At 37.8% G+C, this 16,343-nt stretch carries 13 protein-coding genes; 7 read left to right on the top strand and 6 right to left on the bottom strand.

The annotated features are described in order from the left end of the window. Window positions 1-42 precede the first annotated feature (42 nt). The gene (locus tag BC008_RS19480) at window positions 43-1,488 is read right to left on the bottom strand and encodes an MFS transporter (RefSeq protein WP_027842890.1); all 1,446 of its coding nucleotides are present in this window, start codon (window positions 1,486-1,488) and stop codon (window positions 43-45) included. Window positions 1,489-1,605: 117 nt separating this feature from the next. On the opposite strand from BC008_RS19480, the gene BC008_RS19475 reads away from it, so the two are divergent. After that, window positions 1,606-2,148 carry a phosphoribosyltransferase gene (locus BC008_RS19475; RefSeq protein ID WP_027842891.1) on the top strand — a complete coding sequence of 181 codons (543 nt, stop codon included), beginning with the start codon at window positions 1,606-1,608 and terminating at the stop codon, window positions 2,146-2,148. Window positions 2,149-2,180: 32 nt separating this feature from the next. On the opposite strand, the gene BC008_RS19470 is transcribed toward BC008_RS19475, so the two are convergent. Continuing rightward, a complete protein-coding gene (locus BC008_RS19470) occupies window positions 2,181-3,098 on the bottom strand; it encodes an AEC family transporter (RefSeq protein WP_027842892.1) in 918 nt (305 codons plus the stop codon). Window positions 3,099-3,201: 103 nt separating this feature from the next. Here BC008_RS19470 and BC008_RS19465 point away from each other — a divergent pair, with 103 nt between their 5' ends. After that, on the top strand, window positions 3,202-4,008 hold the full coding sequence (locus BC008_RS19465; protein WP_027842893.1) for a M15 family metallopeptidase: 807 nt from the start codon (window positions 3,202-3,204) through the stop codon (window positions 4,006-4,008). A gap of 371 nt (window positions 4,009-4,379) precedes the next feature. On the opposite strand, the gene cobO is transcribed toward BC008_RS19465, so the two are convergent. The 3 genes from cobO to BC008_RS19450 form a co-directional block, all read right to left on the bottom strand. Continuing rightward, on the bottom strand, window positions 4,380-5,039 hold the full coding sequence (gene cobO / locus BC008_RS19460; RefSeq protein WP_027842894.1) for a cob(I)yrinic acid a,c-diamide adenosyltransferase: 660 nt from the start codon (window positions 5,037-5,039) through the stop codon (window positions 4,380-4,382). A gap of 153 nt (window positions 5,040-5,192) precedes the next feature. Further along, window positions 5,193-5,756 carry a DUF3611 family protein gene (locus BC008_RS19455; protein ID WP_027842895.1) on the bottom strand — a complete coding sequence of 188 codons (564 nt, stop codon included), beginning with the start codon at window positions 5,754-5,756 and terminating at the stop codon, window positions 5,193-5,195. A 349-nt stretch (window positions 5,757-6,105) separates the two neighbouring features. Next, on the bottom strand, window positions 6,106-6,939 hold the full coding sequence (locus tag BC008_RS19450) for a hypothetical protein (RefSeq protein WP_036265224.1): 834 nt from the start codon (window positions 6,937-6,939) through the stop codon (window positions 6,106-6,108). Between the two features lie 764 nt (window positions 6,940-7,703). Here BC008_RS19450 and BC008_RS19445 point away from each other — a divergent pair. The 5 genes from BC008_RS19445 to BC008_RS19425 all read left to right on the top strand — a co-directional run bounded on the left by BC008_RS19445 (window position 7,704) and on the right by BC008_RS19425 (window position 11,771). Continuing rightward, window positions 7,704-8,150: a response regulator gene (locus tag BC008_RS19445; protein WP_027842897.1), complete on the top strand. Its 447-nt coding sequence runs from the start codon at window positions 7,704-7,706 to the stop codon at window positions 8,148-8,150. Between the two features lie 19 nt (window positions 8,151-8,169). Beyond that, window positions 8,170-10,059: a hybrid sensor histidine kinase/response regulator gene (locus tag BC008_RS19440; protein WP_027842898.1), complete on the top strand. Its 1,890-nt coding sequence runs from the start codon at window positions 8,170-8,172 to the stop codon at window positions 10,057-10,059. Window positions 10,060-10,186: 127 nt separating this feature from the next. After that, a complete protein-coding gene (locus tag BC008_RS19435) occupies window positions 10,187-10,573 on the top strand; it encodes a nuclear transport factor 2 family protein (protein ID WP_027842899.1) in 387 nt (128 codons plus the stop codon). A gap of 84 nt (window positions 10,574-10,657) precedes the next feature. Continuing rightward, on the top strand, window positions 10,658-11,218 hold the full coding sequence (gene sigZ / locus BC008_RS19430; protein WP_027842900.1) for an RNA polymerase sigma factor SigZ: 561 nt from the start codon (window positions 10,658-10,660) through the stop codon (window positions 11,216-11,218). Between the two features lie 94 nt (window positions 11,219-11,312). After that, entirely contained in the window at window positions 11,313-11,771 is a 459-nt protein-coding gene (locus BC008_RS19425) for an ArsI/CadI family heavy metal resistance metalloenzyme (protein WP_201026145.1), read from the top strand. Between the two features lie 75 nt (window positions 11,772-11,846). On the opposite strand, the gene BC008_RS19420 is transcribed toward BC008_RS19425, so the two are convergent. Beyond that, on the bottom strand, window positions 11,847-16,133 hold the full coding sequence (locus tag BC008_RS19420; RefSeq protein WP_058183765.1) for a tetratricopeptide repeat protein: 4,287 nt from the start codon (window positions 16,131-16,133) through the stop codon (window positions 11,847-11,849). Between the last annotated feature and the right edge of the window lie 210 nt (window positions 16,134-16,343).

Here is a 16,343-nt window from a genome sequence, read left to right as displayed (position 1 = left end):
TCAAGTAACAAAAACTAGATCTCAAAAATGCATTCCCATGAACTAGACGTTAGCATTTCTTTTTCTAATTCTCCGTTCTCGTAATTCCAGTAACATTTGGGCGTGTTTCTCACGAGTAATAGGGTAAAAATAAGCTAATATCAAGCCAGCAACTAACACTATTGCTGGTAGAGGTCCTATGGATACACGAATTACCTCTAATACGGAATCAGGTTGAATTGGTAAAGGTACATCTAAAGTGGGTTTAATATAACCTGCTGTCCCCAATCTTTGTAAAACAACACTAATGGCAATACCCAAACAAATTTTTTGTACAAAGACAACAAAACTATAAAAAACTCCTTCTCGCCGTTGTCCCGTTCTCAATTCGTCCAGTTCAATTACATCTGGTAGCATTGACCATGGGATTAAATAAGCTACAGAAATTCCTAACCCAGCAATTACGGCTAGAGCGTACATCAATCCAACTTGACCGGGTTGAAGAAAAAATAATCCAATTTGGGCAATTATCCAGAAAATAGTTCCCAGAAAATAAACTGCTTTTTTGCCAATACGTTGACTAATGGAACTCCAAAAAAACAGCATAACCATAGCTGTTCCTTGCACTGCTAGCAGCACTAAGGTTACATGAATTTTCTCCAGACGCATCCAGTTGCTGACAAAGTAGGGGATAATACTAGCAGTCAACTGTACTGCCATCCAAGAACATAAATAAATACCTAGTACGAATAAGAAGGGGCGATTGTGTAAAACTATTTTTATTTGTTCTCCAAAAGACAGGGAAACTGGCTTTTCTAAATTGGCATTTTGTTTGGCAATACGTTGAGCTTGTTTTTTTGTTCCCCAAACGCACAAATATAGTGGTATTATAGATAACAATGCGCAAATACCGCCCAAAAACATGTATTGTTGATTACTGTTATTGGGAAAAATACCAGACAGAATTAAAGCGATTACTAGAGCTACGATACTGCCACCAATAGAGAAAGCAAATCGGAAGCTATTGAGGCTAGTCCGTTCGTTATAGTCTTCAGTCAATTCTGCTGTTAAAGCAGTGTAAGGCAAGTTGACAATTGTGTAGAAAGCGTTAAATAAAATTGAAATTATAGTGTAGTACCAAAATAAACCCCACTGATTAAGATCGGGTACTATCCACTGCAGAAAAAAGAATACTCCAAAAGGAATTGCTCCCCAAATCATCCACGGGTAGCGCCTTCCCTCCTTACTTTGAGTGCGATCGCTAGCAAAACCCACCATCGGGTCATTCACTGCATCCCAAATTTTACCCACCAGTTGGGTTCGACCTGCAAGTATGGGATTTAAACCAGCAACATCTGTCAAAAATGGAGACAAATAGGAAATCAAAATCATGCTTGTAATGGCTGTTCCTAAATCTCCGGTACCAAAGGCTAATTTTGTCGCGAAATTTATCTTACTCTCTGGTTCAGAATCATTTTCAATAAAACTATCAGAAGCATAATAGCTCATAATGTCGTACGCTCATATTAAGATGTATAGTTTTGTTCGGCTTTTTTAATTTTTAATTGTTGAACTTTTAGTTTTTAACTTGTAGTTTCTGAACTTGTAATTTTTGATTTTCTCCCCATGTCAGACCTTTACGTATCTTGGTCAGATTACCATCAAAAAATTGAACAACTAGCTGTTCAAATTTACCAGTCCGGTTGGAAATTCAATCAAATTGTCTGCCTCGCTAGGGGGGGACTAAGAGTTGGAGATATTCTCTCCCGTATATACCAACAACCATTGGCAATATTGGCAACATCTTCCTATAGTGATTGTGGCAAACAACAAAGGGGTCAACTGATATTTTCTAACCATTTAACTATGGCTAGTAAAGAGTTGGGTTCCCAAATATTATTGGTCGACGATCTAGTAGATTCCGGAGTTACGCTCCGAGAAACTATACCCTGGCTGCATAGTAATAGTGAATCTCCGATTGTAGAAATTCGAACAGCCGTAATTTGGTATAAAGATTGCTCGGTTTTCACGCCTGACTACTACGTTGATTATCTCTTAGATAATCCTTGGATTCATCAACCTTTTGAGGGTTATGAATTTATAAATCCGGCAGAATTAGTTGAAAAAACTAACTCAAAACCGGGAGAAATCCTTGTTCCCAAACCCTAAACGGGAAATATTGCCAAGCAATACCCATTTACTCAAAATAGCCACAACCACATTGGTAAGGTTACCAACAACAATATAGACCCTAATGTTAACGTACTTACGCAGAGATTGGGATCGAGATTAAAAGTTTCAGCTATTACCAATGTTGCAAAAGCTGGTGGCATTGCCATTTGCAAAACTATCACTTTTGCTGCTTGACCGCTAATACCAAATATTGGTAAGGCGCTACCTAAGATTAAAGGTATTAGCAGCATTTTGATAGTTAAGCTCGTGGTAACCAAAGGTAGATTATCCCAGGAATTTAACTGACTTAGTCGCATTCCAATTAATACTAGAGATAAACTTATGGCAATCATAGCTGATATGTCTAGAAGGGCGGCAAAAAAGTCAGGAATTGCTAACTCTCGAAACGCTAAACCAAAACCAAAACTCCACAAAGCAGGATTAATTAATATTGCCTTTACAATCTGCCAATTTTCTTGAATACGATCGCTAAAACGGGCCCCAATTAGTACTCCCAAACCGTAAGCAGCAAAGAAATTTCCTAGCAAATCATAAAATAATGCCCAGGCAAAGTAAGAATCACCAACTAAACTTAAAGTCACTGGAAATCCTAAGTAACCGGTGTTTCCAACTATACTAGTTAATATAAAGCTCCCAACAGTTGATTTCTGTAGAGGAGTTTGAGTGAAACATTTTTTTGTTTTTAGAGCAATTAAAACTAAGATTATCCCCAAAAAAACAGCTAAATAGGCAATTATCGGGGCAATCCATACTTCTCCAGATAATTCTGCTTTTCTCAAAAAAGCTACAATACTTATAGGTACACCTACCCAGAAGAGTACTTGACCCAAATACCTCGTAACTTTAACTGGAAGTTTACGTCCTAAGGTAAATCCTACGAGGACTAATATTATTAGCCTAAAGTATAGTACTAGGAGATTATTCAAAATCAGTATTTCTGGGAGTCAAGATGTAAAATGGCACCTATTGTGTCTCTTACTCTCAAGTTTACAATCTTTTATGAAGATACTTAAAAGCAGGAGTAGACCCTTGAATAATGCTGGGTTTCCAGAAGAGCCAGAAAATTCATCGCTTGGAATGGACGGGGATATTCCGGCAGCATTGCGCGATAATCCAGAGCAGACTTCAAAAATACGTCTCACGCCGTTTTTGATAATCAGTTCGTTTGTGGGTTTTTTGCTGCTGGCTACCGTTAGTGGTGTCTGGTTTTTTCTCGTAGAAAATAACAGAAATCCTCAAACAGTTGTAGAATCCGAAGTTACTCCACCTGTTGAGGATGAAAATCCCGAAGACGAAACAAATAGTGATGCGATTCTAGGACATTTTTCTTACCCAGAAGCACCACCGTCGGAATTGATGCCAATTTCTGCCGACGGACGAATTAAAATGCGCACATCTGCTGCTAAGAGATTTAAAGAAATGGCAGCTGCAGCCCGGGCTCAAGGGGTGATTTTAGCTCCACTTTCTGGTTTTCGCTCCGAAAAAGATCAAGATCCCCTATTCTTCGGTACTGCGGCGCGTCGCAATCAAACTCCGTCTGAACGGGCTGCTGTAAGCGCTCCTCCTGGACATAGCGAACATCATACTGGTTATGCGATTGATATCGGGGATGGAGCTGTTCCAGCAACTAATCTCAGTACTAAGTTTGAAAATACTAGAGCTTATAAATGGTTAGAAGCCAACGCAGCAAAATATAATTTTGAGTTATCTTTTCCTCTGAATAATTCACAAGGTGTAAGTTATGAACCTTGGCATTGGCGTTTTGTCGGTGATCGCGATAGTTTAGAAACATTTTACAGGGCGAGAAACCTCAAACCAACTCCAGTATCTCCCTGATTAGGGATGACAAATGCTTCTAATTTATTCCGATTGTAAAAGTTATGAGATAAGTATCAGTGGGCAAATCGCCAACAATACTGTTATTCGAATTTGCTGTTATTTTCCAAATATTAGTTAGTTTGTATTGCAGTTTGGGGATGAACCAAAAAAATTGTTGCCTCTTCTCTTTTCTAAATCTTTGAGATTTCGCTTTAATATTTTGTCAATTCCTCATTATTTCCAACTCTATTTTTTTAAGTCCTTTTTTTAGACCCTTTTTCACATAAATCAAAAATCAATGGTAATGGAATGGGATTATTGAACAAATTTTCTAATATTTTTATATTGAATTATCTAAAAAGTACCCACTACCCATTACCCGTCACCATCTAATATTCAATCCCAGGTTGGGCTTTTACGCCCTGGTCTCGGAATGGGTGTTTAATTAAATTCATTTCCGTTACTAAATCGGCGCGTTCGATTAAGGCTTGTGGGGCTCCCCTACCGGTTAAAATTACATGACTGTTATCTGGCTTTTCTTCTAATCCCGTTAAAATTTCATCAACTCTCAAATAACCAAGTTTAATAGCAATATTAATTTCGTCCAACAACACCAATTTGAATTCCGGATTGCGGATATATTCCCTTGCTTTTTGCCAAGCAGCAAGGGCTTTTTCGATGTCGCGGTCGCGATCTTGAGTTTCCCAAGTAAAACCTTCTCCCATCGCGTGGAATCGAATTTGTTCTTCCCAAGGACCGAATACTTTCTTCTCCGCTGGCTCCCAACCCCCTTTAATAAATTGAATAATGGCTACTTTGTAACCATGGCCTAGGGAACGTAGTATCATTCCTAAAGCTGCTGTAGTTTTGCCTTTTCCGTTGCCGGTATTAACAATAATTAATCCTTTTTCAGGTACAGCTTGCGCCATACGCTGGTCTTGTACTTCTTTGCGACGTTGCATCTTTTTACGATACTGCTCTTTTGTTAAAGATAAATCTTCTCTAATAGATGCGTCGTTGGTTGTTGCTAAATTTTCATCTGTTTTCATAATATTCAAACAAAAGTAACCGTTTCTTAGTAGGAAAATGCAGTAAAAATTACAATCTAACTCAAGTAAATTGCTCTACAGTTTAACATTTTTGTGCTATCCAGTTTCCTGCTAATGGCGGTTGCTAAAGTCTTTATACTCTGTTTGAATAGTTTAAGAATCTAACCAATCAAGTAATCCTAAAGAGTTAACGCTTCCAAGAAAATGAGCTCCCATAATATTGACGTTTGCAAGTATAAGAAATAAATCTATCGGTCTGACACCAATTCTTGCTTCGTAAATTGTGACTCCTTCAGGTCGAGCCAGAGATTTAGCCAAAACAGCAATTACAGTTTGTTCGGTAGCTAAAAAAGCAATAAAGAGTCCCGCTAGACTGACGTATAAACCAATTCTGAGAACTTCGATCACCTCTGCTTTTTGAGGATGAACACTCCTATCGGACGACTCCAGAAGTCTAGCCAAACGTGTATAGCGATAAGCCCAATAAATCCGAAAACCGACAGCCAAAATACTACAAATTGCCAGAAATATTCCGAACCCAATATAAGAATTGTTTGCGTTGCTGAAATTACGACTCAACATCACTAGCAAAATAATAATTCCAGCAGCACCACCAAGAAGTATATGAGCCCAAAAACTAATTCGACCGAGCATGCGAAATACACCGGCAAATTTTTGTTTGCTGGGGGGAGAAGCTGATTTCAAAGGGATTGACATTTTCTCTCCTGATTTAAATTTATTCAAAATTTGAAGGTAATTTATATAACTCCAGCTTGGGTTAAATAATTTTAGTTACCCATCAGTAGCTGAAATAACATAAATATGTTGGTAAATACGGTAATTAATTAACCGTCGTAATCGAGGATTTGAGCTTATTTTTAAAGCCAGTTATCTAATAATTTTTAATGTTCCTATTAATTGTTTCGTTAGTAATTTTTTCTTTAAATTTAAGATCGTTTGCTAAATGGGTATAAACATAACAGCTAACTAAATAGGGTTCCTCTAGTGGGAACCCATAAGTTTTAAAGAACAGACTTAGCCAATGGACAAATAGTATTTACTTCGCTTATTTTTTCTCCTCGGGTAGAGCTGAAGGGTATACGGATGTCGCAACTAGTACTGGTTTATCTCTAAATTCTGCTTCTAATTTTTGCTTTAAACCAGCATCCCAAGTAAATTCGTACTCTTTCTCTAACTCTGCAACTATAAACGGACGCAAAACCCCTGTCGCGACTACTGTTTCCCCATCTTTAACTGTAGCTTTCTTCGAATCGGCAACTAGAACCAGCAAGTCGCTACCACCAATCAAGCGATCCTCATCTAAAGTAAAAGTATTATCACTTTTCACATCCTCGATTTCGCCGGGGACAGCAAGTATTTTGTTATAATACTGACTTGGATTATTGGTAATCTCACCTGGTTTAGGAGCTTGTGCGATTGACTGGGCAATTATTGCTGGCTTACTTTCGTAGTCCACGTAAAGTTGCGGATCTAACTTCAGGTTATATTTTCTTTCAATATCAGCAGCTACAAATTTCCCAACCTCGCCGGTAATCTGAAGTTCAGTATCTTCTGGGAGAGTTGCAGTCTCTCCAGAAGCATTGACGACTAATATTGTTTCGCCGCTAAAAAACTGGTTGTCAGAAACTGTAAATGTGGCTGGGGAAATTTTCTTTACAGGTTCGCTACGAATGGTTACAGTTTTGCCTATCAACTCATCGGTTTTATTGACAACCTCAGACGCCGTAGTATTAGTTTGCTCAGATGCAGTTGTTTCATTCGGCGCGTTAGCTTCGGGGTTAGTATTATTACAAGCTCCGATAAGTAAAGCGGAGAGTGCAACCGCACAAACGCTCGTGGGTACGGTAAACTGTCGCAAATAATTCTTTCTATTTAACATCAAAACTGCTCCTCTTCTTCTTTTTCAACGATGGCGAATAAAACTAAAGTACTAAAAAATTTTCATTTTTTCATATTTTTAAATATGTCTGCACAAACTAAGAAAAAATATTAATAATTTCCTTGTTTAAGTTCGTGAAAGTTATCTAAACACAAAGCAGCAAAAAAAATGAAAAAATCAATCTTTTTTACGGTTTGCATAGAACTTTGATAGAGTGAAAAGCTACTCTTAATATCTCCGATGACTTTTAAAATGACATAAAAAAATGGTAATTTAATTCTGCCTAGGGAGAGATAATAAACAGACCGAAAGAATCAAGATTACTCATTTTCGGCATTAGTACAAGCACTTACAATGACATTGTTTAGTAGTTTAAATTACTAAGTGTATTGAAGCTACAATAAAAGTAGAGGGTTAACTGAAAATAACAGACTACTCCCAATAACCTTTTGCTTTTACGATATGGCAACGACTTTCAGCTAAAATATACCTGCTTTGTCTTTCTGGTATGGATATTTTTATATGGTTATCGATAGTCGTTGATATTATTTAACATTTGCTTGATATCATTAAACTGACTGATATTGTTAAATAACTTCTGGTTAATTAATTGCTACTGTTAGCCCTTCAATATTTAAGCTTAATTTTATATTTATCAAAAATCCTCTCATACCCCAGCCCTTGGGGAAGTTTTTCATTGTCTTTTTTTGTTGCAATTTAATAATTTATTAATTACAGACATAATCTAAAGGAGAAAATGCAGAGTGAAGGGTCGGCAAACAAGCTTCATAATTTTGATCGCTGATGATGATGACGATGATTGTATGTTGACGCAAGAAGCATTAGCAGAAAGCCGACTAGCAAATGCAGCACGTATAGTGAAAGATGGTGAAGAGCTAATGGACTATTTGTATAATCGGGGTCAATATACTGATAAAAAACTTGCACCTCGTCCAGATTTAATTTTTCTGGATTTAAATATGCCGAAAAAAGATGGTCGAGAAGCATTGCGAGAAATCAAAGCAGATTCCCAGTTACGCTCAATCCCCATTATTGTTCTAACCACGTCAAAAGCTGAAGAAGATATCCATCGGAGTTATGATTTGGGTGCTAATTCGTTTATTATCAAGCCGATGACTTTTTCTTCTTTAGTCGAAGTAATGAAAACTATAGGGAAGTACTGGTTTGAAACTGTAAAACTGCCACTATAAGCAGTGAGAGACGAACAATATGAACAACACCCCGATCAAAGTTCTATTATTAGATGATGATGAGGACGATTACATTTTAATTCGTGACTGGTTTGGCGAATTCCAGTCAGATTATTGTTCTGTGGAATGGGTTGACAATTATCAAGCTGCTAAAACTGCTATAAAAAATAACGAATTTGATGTTTACCTTATAGATTATCGCTTGGGTACTAGCAACGGGCTAGACCTATTGCGCGAAGCCCAAGAGATGGGTTGTAGTGCTCCTATTATTTTACTTACAGGTAAAGGCGATCGAGAAATAGATATTGAAGCGATGAAAGCCGGTGCGGCAGATTACTTGGAAAAAAGCCAGATAAATGCACCCTTATTAGAACGTTCTATACGTTATGCGATCGAACGCAAGCAAACTGAGCAAAAAATCCGCGCCCAAGCAGCATTGCTAGATATAGCAACCGATGCAATTTTTGTTTGCGATCTGGAACGTAAAATTTTATTTTGGAACAAAGCAGCAGAGTATCTTTATGGATATTCGAGAGAAAAAGCAATTGGGAAAACGATATCGCAGTTGTGGCATGAAAAAAATTTACAGCAAATCGAAGCAGCCCAAAATACTTTAATTGAAAAAGGTGCTTGGGAAGGGGAATTACACCAAACAACAAAATCTGGTAAAAATCTTATTGTTGAAAGTCGTTGGACTTTAGTCAGAGAATTCGACCATGAATCACAAACTATCCTAGTTGTAAATACCGATGTCACCCAGAAAAAGTTACTAGAATCACAATTTTTACGTGCTCAAAGACTGGAAAGTATTGGCACCTTGGCTAGCGGTATTGCTCACGATTTAAATAACGTTCTAGCGCCGATTTTAATGACTGCTCAGTTACTAGAATTACAACTTAAAGACGAACGCAGTAAAAAGCTATTACCAATACTAATTAATAATTCCAAACGCGGTGCTAACTTAGTTAAACAAGTGCTTTCATTTACTCGGGGAATTGAAGGCGATCGCAGAATCTTACAAATCAGACATTTAATTTGGGAAATTAAACAAGTGGTCAGAGAAACTTTTCCCAAATCAATAGAAGTTTCCACTTACATTCCACAAAATTTGTGGACGGTTTCTGGCGATACAACCCAACTACATCAAGTACTAATGAACTTGTGTGTTAATGCCCGCGATGCCATGCCCAATGGTGGTAAATTGAGTATCGCAGCCGAAAATATGGTTGTTGATGAAAACTATGCTCACATGGATCTTGATGCCCGCGAAGGCAGCTATATAGTAATTAATATTACTGATACTGGAGTAGGTATTCGTTCAGAAATTCTCGATCGCATATTTGAACCATTTTTCACTACAAAAGAATTGGGTAAAGGTACGGGGCTTGGACTTTCTACTGTACTTGGTATAGTCAAAAGCCATGGAGGTTTTATCCAAGTATTTAGTGAGGTTGGTCGCGGGAGTCAATTTAAAATATATTTACCAGCGCAGCAAATTAAGGAGTATCAGGAAGAAGCAGACTTGGAATTTCCCCATGGTAATGGCGAGTTAATTTTAGTTGTTGATGATGAAGATTCAATTCGTAATGTGACCAAAACATCTTTGGAAACTCACAACTATAAAGCCATTACTGCTAAAGATGGAATTGAAGCTATTGCGTTGTATGCAGAACATCGCGATGAAATTTCAATTGTTCTTACTGATATGATTATGCCGTCAATGGATGGAATTACAACTATTCGTACTTTGCAAAAAATTAATCCCACGGTCAAAATCATTGCTGTTAGCGGACTGGCTACAACCGAAAAACTCAATGCTGTAACTGATATCGGCGTCCAAGCTTTTCTTGCCAAACCTTACACCGCTAAACAATTGTTGCAAACTATTGGTAACGTGAAAATGGGTTAGTTATCAGTTAACAGTTAACAGTTAACAGTTAACAGTTAACAGTTATCAGTTTTGGATAATTATTACCCAGTCCCCATATGCCGCTTGCGGCGGCACGCAGTGCTATCCCCAATCCCCATCAAAAATTATGACCGACCATTCTGAATTGTTCGCTACAAATACAGCTTTTTATCGAGCATTTGAGAAAAAAGATATTAAGACCATGAGTTCGGTTTGGTCCCAGGGTACTGGGAGTATTTGTGTTCATCCAGGTTGGAATGTGTTGCGAGGATGGAAGGATATTAGTAAATCTTGGGAGAAAATATTTCAAAATACTGCATATATTGAGATAAATACGGATATTCATTCAACAGAAGTTCGAGAAAACATTGCTTATATTGTTCTCACTGAGAATGTTATGCAGGTAGTAAATGGAAAAAAAATGGAAGCTAAATCACTAGCAACCAATGTATTTGAACTACTCGGTGGTAAGTGGTATTTGGTGCATCACCATGCTAGCCCGGTAGTACGTTGAATATTTGGCGATCGACTAGAAAATTTAGGTAAATAAAATTAAGGGAAGAAATATCTGAAATAGATTTGATTTTTAGTAGCGGTTATGGAATTTAAACAACTTTGGCAAGAATACCGCCATCAGCTGCGTAATTTCTTACTTTCGAAAGTAAAGAATCCTTCTGATGTAGATGATTTACTTCAAGAAATTTTAATTAAAACTTATCAAAAGCTAAATACTTTAAAAGAAGCAGACAAATTTTCAGCATGGCTATTTCAAATAGCACGTAACACATTAACTGATTACTATCGCAAGTCCCATAGAGATACTTCACATCAGGAAATTGTAGAAAAAGCTATATTTACGGATGAAGAATCAGAGCAGTATGAACAAGTCAGAAGGGAATTGACTAAGTGTATTCATCCTTTTCTCCAACAGCTTCCTCCCAAGTATCGAGATGCAATAGAAGCTGTTGATTTACAAGGTATGTCTCAAAAAGCACTAGCTGTTGAACTGCAATTATCTCATTCAGCGATCAAATCACGAGTACAACGCGCTCGACATATGCTCAGAGAACTATTTCAAGAATGTTGCCATTATCAACTCGATGTTCGAGGTAATCTAGTTGATTTCGAATCTAAGTCGGCTAATTGCTCCAGTTGTTGATTCAATGGTATGTTTTGATTTTCTTGTTTGCGTCTTTTCAATAAACTCTCCGTCCATAGGGTTGAAATAAAAAAACATCAACCAATGGAGCCAAATGATGAATAATCAATCTGCTGTTAACTTTTTAGGTGAGCGTCGCATTCATATTGGTATTGCTGTTACCGACCTTGAACGGTCCCAGCTTTTTTACCAAACTCTTTTAGGTGTCAATCCCAGCAAAATACGTTCCAATTATGTGAAATTTGAACCTTCAGAACCATCAGTTAATCTGACATTGAACAGGGTCAAAAATATTTCCCAAGAACGACTTGCTGTTGAGCATTTTGGGATTCAAGTAAAATCAAAAGCAGCAGTAGATGAAGCTATTCGCCGTTTCGATCGAATTGGATTAGAGACTAAGGTAGAAAAACAGACAACTTGTTGCTATGCGGTACAGGACAAAATGTGGGTGAAAGACCCTGATGGGAACAAGTGGGAGGTCTTTGTTGTGCTTGACAACGATGCAGGACAAAGTCACGATCGCGCTTTGAGTTGCTGTACTAACGAAGGATAAAGTTTATCCTGTGCTGGCGAATAGTATTTGTTTATATCCGTTTGTTCGCAAAGGGCGTGAAGAACGTCCTTTTCTCTACTTGTAAAATTCTCTTCTTCTGAGAAGCCATCTCACTGGAAATTGCTTACTTATACCAATTTGGAAAAATAATGAGACAGATAGATTTTGTAGTGCAAGACCCCGGTTATACCAAGTTTTATGGTCATTAGATTGAATTTCAATGGCTTTGTCGAAAGAGGCAATTGCACCATTTAATCTTCCCAAACTATGTAGTGCATGACCACGGTTGTACCAAGCATCTTGAAAATCTGGTTTTATTTGAACAGTTCTGTAATAGGAAGCAATTGCGGGATCTAATTTGGCCAAACTGTGTAATGCAACACCACGATTGTACCAAGCTTCATAGAAATCAGGTGTTATTTGAATAGCTTTGTCGTAACAGGCAATTGCAGGATCTAATTTTGCTAACTTTTGGAGTGCAACCCCCCGGTTATACCAAATTTCGGAATCATCAAGTATGAATTGAAGCACTTTATCGAAGGAAAAAACTGCTTCTTCTAATTTGCCTAAATTTTGTAGCGCAAGACCCCGATTATACCAGGCTTCATAAAAATCATATTGAATTTTTAAAGTTTTATTGTACGAAGCAACTGCATCATCTAATTTTCCTAAATCATAAAGTGCATTACCTCGACTGTTCCAAGTTTCTGCATCATCAGGGTTAATTTCTATTGCTTTCTCAAAGGAAGCGATCGCTAGTTCGTATCTTTCCAAATTACTGAGTGCGTCACCCCGCAATTGCCAAACTTCTGCACAATTTGAATTGATTTCTATTGCTCGATCACAAGATGTGACGGCTTCATCATATTTTATCAACTCATAAAATAAGAAAGCCTGATAGTACCATAGCAATGCATCATCAGGCTGGATTTCTAAAGCTCGTTTGCAAGATGCGATCGCTTCTTCATGTCTTTCTAAACAGACCAAAGCCTCACATCGGAAATACCAAGCACCTGGATTATCTGGATTAATTTCAATCACTTTGTCAAATGAAACTATTGCTTGTTCATATTTTGATGAATTGTGCAGCGCGACACCCCGGCAATATAAGAATTCTTGTTTGTCAGGTTTGATTTTTATGGCTTTGTTAAAAGAAGCTATAGCATCTTCATATTTTTCCAAAAGACTCATTACCAAACCCCGAAAATACCAAGAATCTGCATCATCGGGATTAATTTCTACAGCTTTTTCAAATGAACTAATCGCCAGATCGTATTTTTGCAAAATAATCAGCGTTTTACCTCGTAGATGCCAAACTTCTGCACTGTGAGGGTTAATTTCTAGACCTTTATCAAAGGAAGTATTAGCCTGTTCATATCTTGCCAAACCGTATAGCAACGCACCTTGGTAGTACCAGAATTGCGCATTATCGGGCTGTATTTCTAATGCTCGATCGCAAGATGCGATCGCTTCACCATATCTTGCTAAGTTACCCAAGGTCGCACTTCGGTCATACCAGAATTCTGGGTTATTGGGTTCAATTTCTATGGTTTTGTCTAACGAGGCGATAGCGTCTTTGTATTTCTCCAAACGACTAAATGCTTTACCCCGTAAATGCCAAACTTCCCCATTATCAGGACTGGTTTCTATGGCTTTGTCAAAGGAAGCAATTGCTTGTTCATATTTTGCTAAGTCGTACAGGAATACACCTCGAAAGAACCAGATTTGTGTATTATCAGGGTTTATTTCTATGACTTTATCGAAAGATGCGATCGCTTCATCTAATCTCCCCAACATACCCAATGTTACCCCTTGCAAATACCAGGTTTCTGCATTATCAGGGTTAATTTCTATGGCTTTATTAAAGGATGCAAATGCTTTGTCATATTGTTCTAAATTTGATAGTGCTTTACCGCGCAAGTACCAAGCGCCTTCTTCACTAGGTTGTAATTTTAGGGCTTCGTCAAATGAAGCAACCGCTTGCTCGTATTTTTCCAAACTTAACAGCGCTGAACCCCGAAAATACCAGCTTGAGAAGTCGGATTTTATTTCTATGGTTTTATCGAAGGAAGCAACAGCTTCATCATATCTTTCTAAATTAAATAGTGCCAAACTCCGGGAATACCAGGTATTTCCGTCATCTAACTTTAATTTTAGGGCTTCGTCAAATGAAGCAACCGCTTGATGATATCTTCTCAAATGTAACAGTGCTGAACCCCGAAAATACCAGCTTGAGAAGCTGGATTTGATTTCTAAGGTTTTGTCAAAAGAAGCAACCGCTTCATCATATCTTTCTAAATTAAATAGTGCCAAACTCCTCAAACACCAAGTATTTTCGTCGTCTGACTGTAATTTTAGAACTTCGTCAAATGAGATAATTGCGTCATGATAATGTTCTAAATTTAACAGTGCCTTACCCCGAAAATACCAAGCACTTGCGTGATCTGATTGCAATTTTAGGACTTCGTCAAATGAAATAATTGCGTCATGACAATGTTCTAAATTTAACAGTGCCTTACCCCGTAAATACCAAGTATTTTTGTCCTCTGATTGTAATTTTAAGGCTTCGTCAAATGAAACAACTGCTTGATGATATTTTCCCAGATTTAACAATGCCGAACCCCGAAAATACCAGATTAAGTAGTCGGATTTGATTTCTATGGTTTTATCAAACGAAGCAATAGCATCTGCATATTGCCCTAATTGTGCTAATGCTACACCCCTGGGAAACCAGGCTAAAATTCCCTCAGGATCTATTTCTAAAGCTTTTTCATAGGAAACAACGGCATCTTCGTATTTTTCTAGCCAAAACAGCGTATAACCCCGCTTCAACCAAGCGAAATAGTAATCAGGTTTAATTTCTATGGCTTTTTCGAATGAAACAATAGCTTCTTCATATCGTTTCAGTTCAGCCAACTCATTTCCTCGATCTACCCAAATAAAATCTAGTTCTGGTCTAAAATCTATCAGTCTATTGAAACAAATTAGGGCTTCTTTGTGGCGATTTGATTCCGAAAGTTTACTACCAAAACTATATAACGAAATTAGTATGTCCCCTGAAACTGATGGTCTTTTTGTTAGTTTCAATAAAAAATTCAGTAAAAACTGAATATATTCCCCTACTTCTATTTGCTTACCCTTTCCTTCAATTTGTCCCTCACGGGGTGTGAGAATACGTTCAGCATCAACCAAAAAATTAATTGCTTGGCGAATTCGCCACAAACGCCGCAACCTCTGCCAAAAATTTCCACCCGCTAACATTTGTGCAGTCGGTCCTACGGTAAAACGTTCTAGTAAAATGCCAAATTGCTGTATCAAGTCCACCGCATCATAAATATGGTGACTAGCGGGGTACCTCCTCACTGCTTCCTGATAACGTTTTTCCCAAGTCTTTCCTAAGCTTTCTCGGTAAGTGTTTGGATTCAAAGGTAAACGATCGCTTTTTAACCTACGCAAATTTTCCACTACATTTCTGAAAGTGGCATCGTTACGCTTTGCTAATTCAGGATACTGTTCAGGTTTTGCAGAAATGTCTATATTGTTAACTACATCTGCAAGCACCCCAATAATGGCATCATCTTCTGGAATTGGTAATTCATAACTTTTAAACCGTTGCCAGAGTTTAGGGTATTTATCCCATTGCAGTTGTTCCCAAGGACTTGCTTCTTCCTTAAACTGTGACTGTTTCTCATTTCGTGCTGTAGCAATTACCCTTACTTCTTCTTGACCGCAGAAACTCTCATATTTTTTCAAAGCTTGTAGCAATCGTTCTTGTAACGGTACATAAAACTTTTCTACCGGACTTTTCTCTGCTTCTGGGGATATTTCTTGGTGACTGCGATGCATTTTCCGGTTTAGATCGTCAAGTATAAACAGTAACTTGCGATCAGTGCCAATTTCTGTGGGCATCCGCGCCGGAATATCTAGCCATTCACCTGGCTTAAGGTAAAGTACCGTCCAACCTAATTGGTTAAGATTATTTGCTAACTCTATTGCTTCCCGTGTTTTACCGATTCCGGTACGTCCTAAAATTAATACCCAGCGATGCTCTTCTAGCTGCTGCTGTAATTCTCTACGAACGTTGCAATTTGCTACCCTTTGTTGATAGGGGATGTTACGGTCGGCTAAAACATCTTTATCATCACCACCCAAAATTCGCTTTTTCAGATCTGGACTTTTGGGTTTAATTACTTCAAATGCAAAAATATCCGGAGGAATACGACGCTGGCGGTGTCGCCATTTCAACCACCATATAAAACCAATAATCAAGGGTGTGATCGCAGGCAAAGCACCGGAGATTAGATTATCAATGAATTCCTTGTGGAGTTGATAAAATTGCCGGATAGACTGAAGGTCGAACACAGCGTTTATACCCAATAATGGATAGCTACAGCTTTTATTAAATTTGCAACGTATTTTTATATGCTGACACTAACAGCATACTAAGGAATGGGTTATCGATTATCAAAAAGATTACAGTTCAAAATTCTTATATTGTCATGTAAGTGATAGTTACCATACAGCTAAAGACGCGATATTATGACCTTACGGTCACACTGCGTTAACGCGTCT

Source organism: Mastigocoleus testarum BC008 (assembly GCF_001456025.1).
Classification (GTDB): domain Bacteria; phylum Cyanobacteriota; class Cyanobacteriia; order Cyanobacteriales; family Nostocaceae; genus Mastigocoleus; species Mastigocoleus testarum.
Note: the sequence above shows the minus strand (reverse complement) of the source record. Positions and strands in the feature narration are given on the sequence as shown.